This is a genomic window from Paenibacillus sp. FSL P4-0081, assembly GCF_000758565.1.
Classification (GTDB): domain Bacteria; phylum Bacillota; class Bacilli; order Paenibacillales; family Paenibacillaceae; genus Paenibacillus_AQ; species Paenibacillus_AQ phytohabitans.
On sequence record NZ_CP009280.1, the window covers coordinates 2039539 to 2053982 of the forward strand.

Here is a 14444-nt window from a genome sequence, read left to right on the forward strand (position 1 = left end):
TAGCGCTGGATACAAGTTTTACGTATGAAAATGAGGTGAAAGTATTGTTTGAAAGGTTAGTTCCCAAACTCCGGGTAAATACGGTATTTGATATTGATCTGGAAGAGCTGTTCCGTCAAGGATACCGCGGGATTATTACGGATCTGGATAATACGCTGGTCGGCGCCAAAGCGCCTCTGGCTACGCCTGAGCTGCTGCTCTGGTTCACGAAGGTGAAGGAGCTTGGCTTCAAGCTGATCATTGTTTCAAATAACAATATGGACCGGGTGTCGCGCTTTGCAACGCCGCTAAATATTGAATTTGTACATCAGGCCCGTAAGCCGAGCAATGCCCCGTTTCTGAAGGCGATGAAGCTGATGGATCTGAAGCCGGAGCAGACGGTGGTGGTCGGCGACCAGATGCTTACAGATGTATACGGCGGCAACCGGCTCGGCCTGTATACGGTGCTCGTGCTGCCGATCTCCGTCAAGGATGAAGGTGTGGGTACAAGAATCAACCGCAGGGTGGAGCAGATTGCTCTGACACGTCTGCGCAAGCAAGGATTGTGGCAAGAGGAGGATAAATCTTAATGAATGTAGTGAACGACGACAAGACACGGCCTGAGAAATGCAGCGGCTGTGGTATCAAGCTTCAGACTGTAAACAAGGAGCTTCCCGGGTATATTCCGGAGACCGCTTTTGAACGTGAACCCGTAATTTGCCAGCGCTGTTTCCGGATTAAGAATTACAACGAAGCTTCTTCCGTATCGGTGAACCAGGACGAATTCCTGAAGCTGCTCAGCGGAGTGGGCGAGAAGAACGCACTGGTAATCCACATTGTGGATATTTTTGATTTCGAAGGCAGTCTGATCTCCGGGCTGCAGCGGTTTGTCGGCAATAACCAGGTTATTCTGGCGGTCAACAAAAGCGACTTGCTCCCTAAGGTGACCAATTGGAACAGAATGCGCAACTGGATGCAGCAGCGCTGCAAGGAAGAGGGACTGCGCACGGCGGAGATTGTGCTTGTCAGCGCGAAGCGTAACCAGGGCTTCGACCGCCTGCTGGAGGCAGTAACCGAGCTGCGCGGACAGCGTGATGTCTATGTCGTCGGAGCGACCAATGTAGGCAAATCTACGCTGATCAACCGGCTGATCTCCGATTACAGCGACCTGGAAGAGGAACTGACTACCTCTCGTTACCCGGGCACAACGCTGGATATGGTCAAGATTCCGCTGGATGACGGCCATTACATTATTGATACTCCGGGGATTGTCTATCCTTGGCGGTACAGTGAACTGGTTGAACGTAAGGATCTGGGCGCTGTAATGCCGGAGAATCCGCTCAAGCCTGCAGTGTATCAGCTGAATGAGGGCCAATCGCTGTTCTTCGGCGGACTGGGACGTTTCGACTTCGTTCAGGGCGAACGCCAATCCTTCACCTGCTATATCAGCAGTACGCTGAAGATTCACCGCACGAAGCTGGAGCGCGCCGATTCGCTGTATCAGGACCACCGCGGCGAGCTTTTGTCGCCTCCGGGAACGGCGGATATGGATAAGCTGCCGCAATGGCAGCGTCATGAATTCCGCATCGCCAGGAATAGTGAGACGGACCTGTTCATCTCCGGCCTGGGCTGGATCAAGGTGAACGGTACGGCAGGTGCGGTTGTGGCCATACATGTGCCGCGCGGCATTAAGGTGCTTACCCGTCCTTCGCTGATCTAACTTAAGCGGATGCTGACAGAACCTGCAGGAGGGCGATACTATGGCTGAGACAGGCCTGAATGGTAAGGATGGAAACCCGGAGCTTCTGCTGGGCGTAATGGGCGACCCGATTGCCCAGTCCAAATCTCCGCTGATGCACGGTGCGGCGCTGAAGGCGCTTGGACTCTCCGGCGCTTATGTGCCGCTGCATATCACTCCGGACAAGCTGGGGGATGCCGTGCAGGCGGTCAAGACCCTCGGCTTCCGCGGGGTGAATGTAACCATTCCGCACAAGGTTGCGGTGATGGACTATCTGGATAAGCTGGATGCCAGCGCGGTGGATGTCGGTGCGGTCAACACGATTGTTAACGACAACGGTGTGCTGACCGGCTTCAATACGGATGGAATCGGATATGTCCGTTCGCTCAAGGCGGAGGCTGCACCCGAACTCGCAGGCACCCGTATTCTGGTGATTGGAGCCGGCGGGGCAGCCAGAGGCATTGTCTCGGCACTGCTGCAGGAGCGTCCGGCGTCTATCCTCATCGCCAACCGTAATGAGGAGCGGGCCCATCAGCTGGCAGATGGCTTCCGGAATAGAGGAAACGTAGCCGGAGCCGGCATGGAAGCCGTTCCTTCCGTCATTGGCAGCATGGATATTGTGATCAATACGACCTCAGTAGGCATGTACCCCCACATGGAGGAGATGCCGATAGATCCGGCTTGGCTTCATGAAGGAATGATCGTAAGCGATCTGATATACAATCCGCTGCACACCCGGCTGCTTACGGAGAGCCTGCAGCGGGGCTGCATCATTCACGGAGGGCTGGGAATGTTCGTCTACCAGGGTGCTTATGCGCTGGAGTACTGGACAGGACTCGCAGCACCCGTAGATATCATGCGGCAGACTATTGTGGATTGCCTCGGCGGGAGTGCCGGGGAAATGATTTCGGCGAGGTAAGGTAATAATATATGTTAATTAAGGAGTTTGTTCATTTATGTTAACTGGTAAACAAAAACGCTATCTCCGCTCTTTGGCCCATCATCTGGATGCTGTATTCCAGGTCGGCAAAGGCGGCGTCAACGATCATCTGATCCGTCACATTGAAGAAGCTATTGAGAAACGCGAGCTGATGAAGATCAGTGTGCTGAACAACAATGCCGATGATCCTAAGGAAATTGGTGCCGCGCTTGCCGAGCAGTCCGGTTCGGAGCTTGTTCAGGTAATCGGCAAGACGATCGTTCTGTACAAGGAATCACGTGATAACAAAACGATTGAGCTTCCCCGCTAAGGATTGATGCCGCAGCTCCCGCACCTGTGCGAGAGTTGCAGCCGGATGAAGTTCATCGGATAATAGGGGGAGGTAACCTCTTGAAAGTAGGAATAATGGGAGGAACCTTCGATCCTCTGCATATCGGCCATATGATGGCCGCGGAAACCGCGCGGGAGAGCTACGGTCTGCAGGAGGTCTGGTTTATGCCTTCGCATATTCCGCCTCATAAGCATGAGGCCGGAGCAAGCGGCGAGGACAGGCTGTCTATGGTGCAGGAAGCGGTTAAGGACCATCCTGCTTTTGGCATTCTCGACTGGGAAGTGGTCAGAGGCGGAGTGTCCTATACCCTGGAAACGGTGATCAGCCTGCAGGAGGAGTATCCGCAGCATGAGTTCTTTTTCATTGTCGGAGCGGATATGGTTCAGTATTTGCCCAAATGGCAGGGGATTGAGGAACTGGTGCAGAGGTTGACCTTCATCGGTGTCGGGCGTCCCGGGACTCCGCTTGATCTTGGGCTGCTGCCCGGTTTCATTGCGGAGCGGGTAGTGCTGGCGGATATGCCGCTGGTGGACCTCTCCTCCACAATGCTCAGAGCCCGGGCTGCCGAAGGGAAATCCATCCGCTATATGGTGCCGGACGCTGTGTTTGATTATGTTCAAAGGAGTGGATTGTATGGGGTACAGCCGCGAAGCGCTGATTGAAGCGGTCTCTGACCAGATGCCGGACAAACGCTGGAAGCATACACTCGGCGTAATGGAATCCTCTGTGAAGCTGGCGCAGCGTTATGGCGCTGATCCTGAACGGGCCGAGACAGCGGCAATTCTGCATGATGTCGCCAAGTACTGGCCTGTAGAGCGGATGCGGGAGATCATTGAACAGAACGGGTTATCCACCGAGCTTTTGAAATACGACAAGCAGCTATGGCATGCTGAGGTGGGCGCTTTTGCCGCTGAGCATGATTATGGAATTACGGATATTGAGGTACTGGATGCCATCCGCTACCACACCTCGGGACGGGAGAACATGAGCCTGCTGGAAAAAATCGTCTGTCTGGCCGATTATATTGAGCCTGGACGGGATTTCCCCGGTGTGGATGAGATACGCAGGCTGGCTAAGGTCAGCCTGGAGGAAGGGCTGGTAGCGGGACTGGATTCTACCATCAGCCTGCTGCTGGAGAAGCGCCGGATCGTGTTCCCGCTTACGGTGCTGGCGCGCAACGATTTAGTAAGAATACTGGAGGATAAAATATGAGTGTACAATCAAACAAACTTCTGGAGCTGGCGCTAAACGCCGTTCAGGACAAAAAAGCAATGAACGTGGTGGCACTGGACCTGCGCAGCGTGTCACCGATCAGTGATTATTTCATTATCTGCCACGGTAATTCGGATACCCAGGTGCAAGCGATTGCTACTGAGGTTCGCAAGGTAGTTCATGAAGCCGGAGGAATGATCAAAGGCATCGAAGGTATGGACGCAGCCCGCTGGGTACTGATGGATCTTGGGGATGTTATCGTCCATGTCTTCCACCGCGATGAACGCGAATATTACAACATCGAGCGTCTGTGGTCTGATGCCAAGGTTGTGGAAACGGTATGAGTCTGATAGCTGGAACTACGGTTACGCTTGAAGTGATGCGGGAGGTATCCCCTTACGGGTACTTCCTGAGCGCCGGTGACCAGGATATCATGCTTCACTACACCGAGCTGGTCGGCAGCAAGCCGAAGATCGGTGACAAGGTTGAAGTGTTCATCTTCTTCGATACCGAGGACCGTCCTGCAGCTACAATGAAGACGCCTTACCTGACGCTGGGTGAAATGGCGCTGCTTGAAGTGGCCGATATTCATCCGCGTCTGGGCTGCTTCCTGGAGATGGGGCTTGGACGACAGCTGCTGCTGCCGATCGGCGAGCTTCCGGAGCTGGTGGAGCTGCGTCCGCAGATCGGTGACAAGGTATTCGCCATTATGGAGCATGACAAGCAGGGGCGTCTTCGGGCCAAGCTGGCCGGAGAGCAGGAGCTGGCGCCGCTGGCACTGCCCGCACCTGAATCATGGCAGGGCCAGACTGTAACTGCGCGGGTATACAAACCTCTGCAGATGGGGACCTTTGTGCTTGTAGATGCTGGTGTACTCGGCTTCGGCATCATTGGTATGGTTCATTCCTCTGAGCGCAGCCGGCTCTTGCGTCTGGGTGAAGTGATTGAAGCACGGGTAGCGCATATCCGTGAGGATGGCCGCGTCAACCTCAGCATGGGCCACCGCAAGGAAGTGGGCCGTGATGTGGATTCAGCGGCACTGCTGGATTTCCTGGCTACCCGTCCGGGCGGCGGCATGCCGTATTCGGATGCAACGCCTCCGGATATTATCAAGCAGCGCTTCGGCATCAGCAAGTCAGCCTTCAAGCGTGCGCTGGGCAAGCTGATGAAGGAAGGGCTGGTTACCCAGAAAGAGAACTGGACCTATCTGGCCGGCAAGGAAGAGGCCGATTCGGAGCCTGAATCTGACAACCAATAGTTTATAGAAAGCGGTGTACGCAGTGTCTTCCTATGGGAAATTTGCTTATGTATACGATGAGCTGATGGCGGATATGCCGTATCCGGATTGGCTGACCTTCGCAGAGACAGCATGGAGTAAATACGGCAAGCCGCGTACAGTAGCCGAACTCGGCTGCGGTACCGGCAGCCTGACCATTCCGCTGGCCGCGGCAGGTTATCATATGACGGGGATTGATCTCTCTTCGGACATGCTGGCTGTGGCGCAGCGCAAGCTGGAGCAGCAGCCGCAGGGGCGGCGCTTTTTGCGGGAAGGCAGTGTACGCTGGGTTAGACAGAATATGAAGGAATGGGAGATGCCGGAGCCTGTGGATTCGGTTATTTCCTTCTGCGATTGCCTCAATTACGTACTGGAGGAACAGGATGTCAAGGACGTATTTGCCTGTACCTATGCCGGACTTAAGCCGGGTGGAACCTTCCTGTTCGATGTACATCATCCGAATACGCTGACGCGCTACGAGGAAGAACAGCCCTTCGTGCAGGATGAGCCGAACGTATCGTATATCTGGACCTGTGAGCTCGATGTGCCGCGCCGTGAGATTGAGCATCACCTGTCTATCTTCGCCCGTGAAGAGGGCCGCCAGGATGTGTACCGGCGTTTTGAAGAGACGCATACCCAGCGCGCCTATGATCCGGACTGGATGAAGCAGGAGCTGCTGAAGGCCGGATTCAAGGACGTTAAGATCTATGCGGACTTCGAGTGGATCGAAGCTGACGATTCCGCCCAGCGGCTGTTTTATGTAGCTGTGAAATAAACGTTATGTATACAGTGGTCCTTACCCGTAGGAGGGTGGGGGCCTTTTTTGGTTGTTTCCGTATATTGTGATAAAAGGAACCGGCCCGCAGCATCGTGCGGGCCGGCATCTTCCAATGTGCTTACCTGTGTTCGAACAAATCGATGGTGCCGAGTACAATATGCGCCAGACCAAATCCAAGAATGCCTGTTGCAGCCATTTTATATCTGCTGCCTAAAAAAGCTGCGCTGGAAGCAGTTACTACGGTTCCAAGAACGGCGGGTATCAACCCTTCACGCATTCGAAACACTCCCTCACGGTAGTTTGAAAGACATTCGTTAGTGTGGGTTACGGAGGGGACAATTATACGGGGAGTTCCTTACCCGGCCGGGAAACTGCATTTGTTATGAAAAAAAGACCATCCACCGCCCGGGAGGATAGTCTTGCTGATTGCAAAGCCAGTCAGTCTATGGCCCCCGCCGTTGTCACAGGGCGGGAGGGATCGTCCACCTCATGCACATTATAGAGCACACGTGCCAGCAGATCCTGGCTGTAATTGCCGAAATGCTTGCCGTAAATGGTCAAGCCGCGTTTGTTGACCGGCTTGTCGGTGACGGCAATGCGGAAGGTCAGCTCGCTTTTGTAATCCAGCTTGATATCGTCAAGGGTGATGTCCGAGATGCGGCAGCCGTCAATGAAGCTTCCTTCATTGTTGATCCGGATCAGCTTCAGCATGCCGTACTGGTTAAGATGAGGCGGCCACCAGTCGGGATTGAAGGTACCGCGGGCATCTCCGAAGTCGCCGGGGCTGGTCCAGAAACCGATTTCGATTCCATTCACATAGAAGTACAGGTCTGAAGGATAGTTGTCGTTGAATCCGGGAGCCTCAGAGCCAATCTCCATGGAGAATTGAATCTCACGGAAGGTCTGGTTGGCTTTGAGATAGTTCGGAATCCGGTATTCCAGGAACCCTTCGGCCATCCAGATAATCTCGGAATCAATCCGCTGGGGATCGGCGAAATAACGCGGCTCGTCGAAGTCACCGATAATGCTGTCTTTGGTGGCCAGTCCGCAGGTAGGGACCGCCTGATAATTGCTGTAATGGCCAACCTGGATTTCGACCTCGTACAGATTGTCGACATCCTTGCTGCGCAGATCCACCATCAGCTTATCCTTATTCAGATAGCAGACCTTCTGGATACCATGCTTGCCTACCGAGGTGTTGATCTCGATCAGGCCGCTCTCCTCCAGCTTCTTGATATGCATCGTAATTGCACCATTGCTGAGTTTAAGCTTCTTGGCAATTTCATTCAGGTTCAGCGCCTGGTTGGTGGCCAGCAGCTCGAGAATCTGAATCCGGATCTCGGAGCTGAGCGCCTTGAAAATATCAATCCCGCTCATCAGATCTTTAATGTAAATCATATTTAGGATACCTTCTTCCAGTGAGGTCGTTTAGAACAAACTATTTTATAAAATTATAAACCATTTGAGTTAAAAAGGAAAGATTTCTTCCTTTATTTGTAGTTTATAATTAAAAATCAGCTAAATATGATTTGAAATATACCTTTACTTTATATTTATTCAAATGAATTAAGCGGTTTTATTACAAAAAACGAGGTTATGTTTCAGAAAACGCGCCATTTATTGATTTTCGTTTGTATATATATAAATAGATTTATACTTTTATGTTTACAGAGGTCTTTATATATGTTATTTTATACCTGTAAGCGAATACATTCAAATATTTTCTAATTATTTCACTATTATATGAAACGGTTGGTGATGATATGACTTCTGGTGCATTAAAGGCAACGCTGATTGTAGATAAATCCTTTGTAATTGCTGAAGTGGATAAGCGGATCTACGGCTCATTCATAGAACATCTGGGGCGGGCGGTCTACGGCGGAATATACGAGCCCGGACATCCCACTTCAGGCGCTTCCGGCTTCAGAGCCGATGTGAAATCACTGGTGAAGGAACTGGATGTGCCAATTATCCGATATCCCGGAGGAAATTTTGTATCCGGTTACAATTGGGAGGATGGTGTAGGTCCGGTAGAACAGCGTCCCAGACGTCTTGAACTGGCCTGGAGGACGGTTGAGCCTAATGAGGTAGGTACCAATGAATTCATGAACTGGGCCAGAGAAGCGGGTTCAGAGGTCATGATGGCAGTCAATCTCGGAACACGCGGAGTAGATGCAGCACGTAACCTGCTGGAATATTGCAATCATCCCGGAGGAACGTACTGGAGTGATCTGCGGAGAAGCCACGGAGTAGAGCAGGCCCATAAGATCAAGACCTGGTGTCTGGGCAATGAAATGGACGGACCCTGGCAGATCGGTCAGAAGACGGCTGTGGAATATGGGCGGCTGGCTTATGAGACAGGAAAGGCGATGCGCCTGGTAGACCCGGACATTGAGCTTGTCTCCTGCGGAAGCTCAAGCTCGGCGATGCCGACCTTCCCTGAATGGGAAGCGGTTACTCTGGATCATACCTACGACGTAGCCGATTATGTTTCACTGCATCAATATTACGGAAACCGTGATAACGATTCGGCGAACTTCCTGGCACGCAGCATGGACCTGGAGCATTTCATCAAGACGGTCACAGCCACCTGTGACTATATCAAGGCGAAGAAACGCAGCAAGAAGACGATGTATCTCAGCTTCGATGAATGGAATGTATGGTACCACTCGAACGAATCAGATACGAAGATTGATCCCTGGACCATCGGTCCGCCGCAGCTTGAAGATCACTACAACTTCGAGGATGCCCTGCTGGTCGGCAGCATGCTGATTACGTTCCTGAGACATGCAGACCGGGTGAAGATGGCTTGTCTGGCCCAGCTTGTCAATGTAATTGCACCAATAATGACGGAAGCAGGCGGTGCTGCCTGGAAGCAGACCATCTTCTATCCTTATCTGCATGCTTCCAAATATGGACGCGGTGTTTCGCTTCAGCCGATTGTGAATTCACCGAAGTACGATGCACAGGATTACACTGATGTTCCTTACCTGGACAGCGCGATTGTACATAATGCGGAGCAGGGGGAGCTGACTATTTTTGCGGTGAACCGTCATTTGGAGGAAGGCCTGCACCTGAAGGCCGATATCCGGGGCTTCGAGGGGTATACCCTGCTTGAGCATATCGTTCTGAAGCATGATGACCTGAAAGCTGTGAATACGCCCGCAGAACAGAAGGTACAGCCGGTGCAGGCTGCCGGTACCGTATGCAAGGATGGTTACGTAGACACACTTCTCTCCAAAGCTTCGTGGAACGTAATCCGGCTGAAGAAAAGCGCAGGCTTGTGAGCCGGACTGTAAGAGCAGTTCTTATATAACTGATATTTTGTACACAAATAAGGGAGGTTTAAGGATGAAGAAGAAGGGGTTTCTCGCATTAATGGTAGTGGCTATGGTAGTATTCCTGGCGGGTTGTGGAGGGTCATCGAAGGAAGAGGGCGGAGAAAGTTCGGTACTTAATGCCGGTGCCGGCGAGAGTGCGACTGAACTCTCCTACTGGACATTCGTTGAATTACACGGCCAGCATTTTGAGAAAATGCTAGAGAAATGGAATGCGGCCAATCCTGATCGTCAGATCAAGCTGAATGTTACAGTAATGCCTTATGACGATATGCACAACAAGTTATCGATTGCCGTGCAGACGGGCGTAGGCGCACCGGATATTGCCGATATTGAATTGGGTAAATTTCCTGACTTCCTGGCCGGAACACCACAGCTGGAACCGCTTAATGATGTAGCTGAGCCTTTCAAGGGTACAGTTGTGCAATCCCAGCTGGATTTGTACAGCAAAGAAGGTAATATCTACGGCCTGTCTACTCACGTAGGGGCAACCGTTGCCTTTTATAACACAGAAATTCTCGAACAGGCAGGAGTCGATTACAAGACGATCGTAACCTGGGATGATTTCAAGAAAGCCGGCATGCAAGTGTACGAAAAAACCGGCAAATACATGGGTACCGCTGACACAAGCGCTATCTGGCAAGAATCGCTCCTTTTGGCACAGCAAGGCTCTGACCTCACTGATGAAGCCGGCAATCCAAAGGTGAATTCACCGGAGCTGGTGAAAGCCCTTACTATGCTCAAGGATCTGCAGGACAACAATGTAATCTCCACCATCGCCGGAGGGCAGCCGGATACAGAAGAAGCTTATGGTGAATACAACTCCGGTAACTATGCAGCAGCCTTCATGCCGCTATGGCAAATGTCGAGATACACGAACTACATGGCGGACTTGCAGGGCAAGATTGCCATTGCTCCGCTTCCGGTGTTTGAGAAAGGAATGCCAAGATCGTATGGCGGCGGCGGAACCGGTACTGTCGTAACCAAAACAGCCAAAGATGTGCAGCTGGCTAAAGACTTCATTGCTTATGCGAAGCTTTCCCTGGATGCCAATATCGAAATCTGGAACACTCTCGGCTTTGACCCGATCAACATGAGCGTATGGGATATGAAAGACGTGACTCATAATCCTGAGAATCAGTTTGTGAAGTATTTTGTCAACAACCCGTTCGATGTATTAAATGAAATTAAAGACGAAATCCAGCTGATCAAATCCACATCGGCTTCACCGACCATCAATAATGTTCTTTGCACAGTTACCCTAAATGAAATCTTCGAGGACGGCAAGGATGTACAGAAGGCGCTCGATGACGCACAGGCACAAATTGAACAAGAGTTGAAATAACCGGATAGTTAAACTGGGAGAGCTACTCTGCGGGCAGAGTAGCTCTATTTAAAAATATAAGAATTTATATGTTTCACACCTTAATTTATCCTTCTATTTCTCGCTGAAACGATACCGTCCTTATGAGGACAGCAAAGCCGTTTCCACTTGAACTAAAGCACTATCCAAGTTCCACCATGAAAGGAGTAGAGCAATGTTTAAAAACTTTCTGTACTCGCAAAAGGTCGCTCCTTACGTGTTCGTGCTGCCCTTTGTGCTGGTGTTCCTCATTTTTTGGGTATATCCCCTGCTTAGCTCGTTCGGTATGAGTTTTCAAAAGGTAACACTAGGCCAGGAGGCGCAGTGGGTAGGAATCGATAATTATACTAAGCTGATGAGCGACACGATCTTCTTCAAGGCCGTCCGCAACAGCGGCGTATATATGATCCTGACACTGCTTATTCTCATTCCTTTTCCAATGCTGTTCGCGGTCCTGATCAACAATAAATTTATGTGGGGACGGGAATTCTTCAAATCCTCCTTCTTCTTTCCGGCACTGACCTCGGTGGTTGTAGCCGGTACGATCTTCAGATTAATGTTCGGTGAAATGGAGGGCTCATTGATCAACAGCCTTCTGGGCGTATTCGGTGTAGAGCCGGTTAAATTTCTGAAGGGGCAGGTCACGGGATTTATCGCCCTGGTCGCCTTGGCCAGCTGGAGATGGATGGGGGTCAATATGCTGTATTTTCTGTCCGGCCTGAAGAACATTCCGGATGATTATTATGAAGCGGCATCGATTGACGGAGCGTCAGCTTTTCAGAAATTCACAAGAATCACCATGCCTTTGTTGAAGCCTACAACCATATATGTACTGACGATCAGTATTTACGCCGGTCTGGCCATGTTTATTGAGAGCATGATGTTATGGAACGGCAATAATTCCCCGAAGAATATAGGCCTTACCATTGTCGGGTATCTGTACCGCCAGGGAATTGAAAAGAACAATCTTGGATATGCGGCTGCGGTGGGTATTGTGCTGCTCTTGATTACCATGGTGATCAACCTGACACAACTGGCCTTTAGCGGCATGTTTAAGAAGGAGGATTAAGATGAAAAAAGAAACTGCAATCAAAATCGTCCTCTTTGCCTTCTTTACGGTAGTATGCATCCTGATCCTGATACCGTTCTATGCAGTAACGATTGCCTCCTTTAAGCCTGGTGAAGATTTGATCCGATATGGGCTGAATCTGAAGTTCGACCTTTCGGTAATGAATTTCGATAACTTCGTGTACCTGTTTACAGGCGATCATGCCTACTTTACATGGTTCTTCAATTCGGTGGTGCTTACGCTGGTGCAGGTAACGTTGACCTTGCTGGTAAGTGCCACAGTGGCTTATGGTTTCTCGGCATATGAATTCAGAGGGAAGAACTTCCTTTTTATATGTGTGCTTCTTATCATGATGGTTCCATTTGAGATTCTGCTGCTGCCTCTGTATACCTTGACCAATAATATGGGGCTGATGAACAGCTACTCTGCAATTATTCTGCCGGGGATAGCCGGTGCAGCGACGATCTTCTTCTTCAGACAATATTTAAGCGGAATTCCGAAGGAAATCATTGCTGCCGGCAGAGTGGACGGGGCCAGTGAATACGGGATTTATTTGCGCCTGATTCTGCCTATTATGAAGCCTTCATTCGCCGCAATGGCGATCCTGAACGGTATGAACAGCTGGAACAACTTCCTCTGGCCGTTCATGGTGCTTAGCAGTGAGCACAAATATACCCTGCCTATCGGACTCAAGACACTCCTGACTCCATATGGCAACAATTATGATTTACTTATTGTCGGCTCTTTTTTCTCCATTCTTCCCATTCTGGCCTTATTCCTGGCCTTCCAAAAGTATTTCATCGACGGGATGACCGCAGGAGCGGTGAAAGGGTAAGGCTTGCCTGTAATGTTCTTAGATGAATTCTTAGATAAAAAGATCAGATTAAAGGAGAAACCATGATGAGCACAAATAGAGAGTACAGTAATCCGCTTGTAGAGCAGAGGGCGGACCCTTGGGTGTACAAACATACAGACGGCTATTACTATTTCACGGCTTCCGTACCGGAGTATGACCGGATTGAAGTACGCAGAGCTGCAACAATTGAAGGGCTGAGAGAAGCGGTACCAGTCGTAGCCTGGCGCAAATATGAGAGTGGTCCGCTCAGTGCCAATATCTGGGCTCCCGAAATTCATTACATTGACGGCAAATGGTATATTTATTTCGCTGCCGCCCGGACCACCGAAACGAAGGAAGGGCTGTTCGACCACCGCATGTTCGTGCTGGAGAATGCTTCGGCGAACCCGCTGGAAGGGGAATGGGTAGAGAAAGGCCAGATGAAGACTGCCTGGGAATCCTTCGCCCTGGATGCCACTTCGTTCGAGCACAAGGGAGTGCGGTACTATGTATGGGCGCAAAAAGACCCCGATATCGAGGGGAATTCCAACCTGTATATCTCGGCCATGGCGAACGGCTGGACGTTAACAGGTCCGCAGACCATGATCGCCACGCCGGAGTATCCGTGGGAGATTATTGGCTTCCGGGTGAATGAAGGCGCAGCAGTGCTGAAGCGCAACGGCAAGATCTTCATGAGCTTCTCCGCGAGCGCCACTGACTACAATTACTGCATGGGCCTGCTCACGGCGGATGAGGACAGCGATCTGCTGGACGCGGCCTCCTGGACCAAACATCCTGAGCCGGTCTTCAAGACCAGTGAGGAGAATGGGCAATACGGCCCGGGGCATAACAGCTTCACAGTGGATGAGAACGGTGAGGATGTGCTGATCTACCATGCCCGCAACTATAAAGAGATTACCGGAGACCCGCTGTACGATCCGAACCGCCACACCCGGGCCCAGCGCCTGCATTGGAATGAAGACGGCACGCCGGATTTCGGCGTGCCTGTGAAGGACGGCGGGAAGTAACGGACCGGTTCCCGTCCCGGAGCCGCAATGGCAGATGACGGGCCTGCGGATGCAGAAAGTTTCTGCTATATAGAGTGAACTTAAGTTCAGCTTATGTAGACACAAAAATCCCGCAACCCTGATAGGGGAGCGGGATTTTTTGCGTCTTGCTTTTAGTTGATGGGTTATAACTGTATTTAGTACAACTAAAGTCACCAGTTATTGCGCGGTAAGTATTATAGTTGTATTCTCTGCAACTATATTGACCTTTGTGCCGCATAGGAGCACTTTTCTATACTTTTAGTTGTACAGAATACAATTAAGAGGCCGAATTTGCTTAGGGGCCGTCTTTTAAGTGTACGGAATACAACTATCGGTGAGAGTAGCTACTCTTAAGATATTCTTGATAACCTGACGTTTGTGTGAGTGCTCTGAGTGGTCTATTGAATTCATGCGAGATCATGCACAAAATACAACATTTTCCTCAGGATATTGGTCCTAATCCAAGATTGTTGTATGAAATACAGCATTTCTTCTCCGCCAGACGGTTTAGCCGGATAATTCTTGTATTTCGTACA

At 50.9% G+C, this 14444-nt stretch carries 16 protein-coding genes; 14 read left to right on the forward strand and 2 right to left on the reverse strand.

The genetic code is table 11. The features are described 5' to 3' along the window. Positions 1–44: 44 nt before the first annotated feature. The 9 genes from P40081_RS08735 (at position 45) to P40081_RS08775 (ending at position 6251) form a co-directional block, all read left to right on the forward strand. Positions 45–569 (forward strand): YqeG family HAD IIIA-type phosphatase, encoded by a 525-nt coding sequence (locus P40081_RS08735; RefSeq protein WP_042140875.1) that lies wholly within the window; start codon positions 45–47, stop codon positions 567–569. Next, a complete protein-coding gene (gene yqeH / locus P40081_RS08740) occupies positions 569–1699 on the forward strand; it encodes a ribosome biogenesis GTPase YqeH (protein WP_042134812.1) in 1131 nt (376 codons plus the stop codon). The genes P40081_RS08735 and yqeH overlap by 1 nt, the downstream gene beginning before the upstream one ends. A 40-nt stretch (positions 1700–1739) precedes the next feature. Further along, positions 1740–2636, forward strand: coding sequence for a shikimate dehydrogenase (aroE, locus tag P40081_RS08745; RefSeq protein WP_042134814.1), 897 nt, complete (start codon positions 1740–1742; stop codon positions 2634–2636). A 37-nt stretch (positions 2637–2673) separates the two neighbouring features. After that, on the forward strand, positions 2674–2967 hold the full coding sequence (yhbY, locus tag P40081_RS08750) for a ribosome assembly RNA-binding protein YhbY (protein WP_036697934.1): 294 nt from the start codon (positions 2674–2676) through the stop codon (positions 2965–2967). A gap of 80 nt (positions 2968–3047) precedes the next feature. Next, positions 3048–3650 carry a nicotinate-nucleotide adenylyltransferase gene (locus tag P40081_RS08755; RefSeq protein WP_042134817.1) on the forward strand — a complete coding sequence of 201 codons (603 nt, stop codon included), beginning with the start codon at positions 3048–3050 and terminating at the stop codon, positions 3648–3650. After that, positions 3622–4200, forward strand: a complete 579-nt coding sequence (gene yqeK, locus P40081_RS08760; protein ID WP_042134819.1) for a bis(5'-nucleosyl)-tetraphosphatase (symmetrical) YqeK — start codon at positions 3622–3624, stop codon at positions 4198–4200. The genes P40081_RS08755 and yqeK overlap by 29 nt, the downstream gene beginning before the upstream one ends. After that, a complete protein-coding gene (gene rsfS, locus P40081_RS08765; protein ID WP_039308297.1) occupies positions 4197–4544 on the forward strand; it encodes a ribosome silencing factor in 348 nt (115 codons plus the stop codon). Before yqeK ends, rsfS begins: the two co-directional genes overlap by 4 nt. After that, the gene (locus P40081_RS08770) at positions 4541–5458 is read left to right on the forward strand and encodes a CvfB family protein (RefSeq protein WP_042134821.1); all 918 of its coding nucleotides are present in this window, start codon (positions 4541–4543) and stop codon (positions 5456–5458) included. Before rsfS ends, P40081_RS08770 begins: the two co-directional genes overlap by 4 nt. 22 nt (positions 5459–5480) lie before the next feature. After that, the gene (locus P40081_RS08775; protein WP_042134823.1) at positions 5481–6251 is read left to right on the forward strand and encodes a class I SAM-dependent DNA methyltransferase; all 771 of its coding nucleotides are present in this window, start codon (positions 5481–5483) and stop codon (positions 6249–6251) included. 121 nt (positions 6252–6372) lie between these two features. On the opposite strand, the gene P40081_RS08780 is transcribed toward P40081_RS08775, so the two are convergent. Both P40081_RS08780 and P40081_RS08785 read right to left on the reverse strand, forming a co-directional pair. Beyond that, entirely contained in the window at positions 6373–6531 is a 159-nt protein-coding gene (locus P40081_RS08780; RefSeq protein WP_019912516.1) for a hypothetical protein, read from the reverse strand. Between the two features lie 161 nt (positions 6532–6692). Next, entirely contained in the window at positions 6693–7652 is a 960-nt protein-coding gene (locus P40081_RS08785; RefSeq protein ID WP_042134824.1) for an ArsR/SmtB family transcription factor, read from the reverse strand. A 365-nt stretch (positions 7653–8017) separates the two neighbouring features. Here P40081_RS08785 and arfA point away from each other — a divergent pair, with 365 nt between their 5' ends. The 5 genes from arfA (at position 8018) to P40081_RS08810 (ending at position 13887) form a co-directional block, all read left to right on the forward strand. Further along, positions 8018–9541, forward strand: coding sequence for an arabinosylfuranosidase ArfA (gene arfA, locus P40081_RS08790; protein WP_042134827.1), 1524 nt, complete (start codon positions 8018–8020; stop codon positions 9539–9541). Between the two features lie 64 nt (positions 9542–9605). Continuing rightward, positions 9606–10937 (forward strand): ABC transporter substrate-binding protein, encoded by a 1332-nt coding sequence (locus P40081_RS08795; RefSeq protein WP_042134829.1) that lies wholly within the window; start codon positions 9606–9608, stop codon positions 10935–10937. A 193-nt stretch (positions 10938–11130) separates the two neighbouring features. Then, positions 11131–12024, forward strand: a complete 894-nt coding sequence (locus P40081_RS08800; protein WP_039310521.1) for a carbohydrate ABC transporter permease — start codon at positions 11131–11133, stop codon at positions 12022–12024. A 1-nt stretch (position 12025) separates the two neighbouring features. Continuing rightward, entirely contained in the window at positions 12026–12859 is an 834-nt protein-coding gene (locus tag P40081_RS08805) for a carbohydrate ABC transporter permease (protein WP_042134832.1), read from the forward strand. 65 nt (positions 12860–12924) lie between these two features. Beyond that, entirely contained in the window at positions 12925–13887 is a 963-nt protein-coding gene (locus P40081_RS08810) for a glycoside hydrolase family 43 protein (RefSeq protein ID WP_042134833.1), read from the forward strand. Positions 13888–14444 lie beyond the last annotated feature (557 nt).

Coding starts and splice junctions, on each gene's coding strand:
- yqeH (WP_042134812.1), top strand. CDS start 569: ATGAATGTAGTGAACGACGACAAGACACGGCCTGAGAAATGCAGCGGC.
- aroE (WP_042134814.1), top strand. CDS start 1,740: ATGGCTGAGACAGGCCTGAATGGTAAGGATGGAAACCCGGAGCTTCTG.
- yhbY (WP_036697934.1), top strand. CDS start 2,674: ATGTTAACTGGTAAACAAAAACGCTATCTCCGCTCTTTGGCCCATCAT.
- yqeK (WP_042134819.1), top strand. CDS start 3,622: ATGGGGTACAGCCGCGAAGCGCTGATTGAAGCGGTCTCTGACCAGATG.
- rsfS (WP_039308297.1), top strand. CDS start 4,197: ATGAGTGTACAATCAAACAAACTTCTGGAGCTGGCGCTAAACGCCGTT.
- P40081_RS08770 (WP_042134821.1), top strand. CDS start 4,541: ATGAGTCTGATAGCTGGAACTACGGTTACGCTTGAAGTGATGCGGGAG.
- P40081_RS08780 (WP_019912516.1), bottom strand. CDS start 6,531: ATGCGTGAAGGGTTGATACCCGCCGTTCTTGGAACCGTAGTAACTGCT.
- P40081_RS08785 (WP_042134824.1), bottom strand. CDS start 7,652: ATGATTTACATTAAAGATCTGATGAGCGGGATTGATATTTTCAAGGCG.
- arfA (WP_042134827.1), top strand. CDS start 8,018: ATGACTTCTGGTGCATTAAAGGCAACGCTGATTGTAGATAAATCCTTT.
- P40081_RS08795 (WP_042134829.1), top strand. CDS start 9,606: ATGAAGAAGAAGGGGTTTCTCGCATTAATGGTAGTGGCTATGGTAGTA.
- P40081_RS08800 (WP_039310521.1), top strand. CDS start 11,131: ATGTTTAAAAACTTTCTGTACTCGCAAAAGGTCGCTCCTTACGTGTTC.
- P40081_RS08805 (WP_042134832.1), top strand. CDS start 12,026: ATGAAAAAAGAAACTGCAATCAAAATCGTCCTCTTTGCCTTCTTTACG.
- P40081_RS08810 (WP_042134833.1), top strand. CDS start 12,925: ATGAGCACAAATAGAGAGTACAGTAATCCGCTTGTAGAGCAGAGGGCG.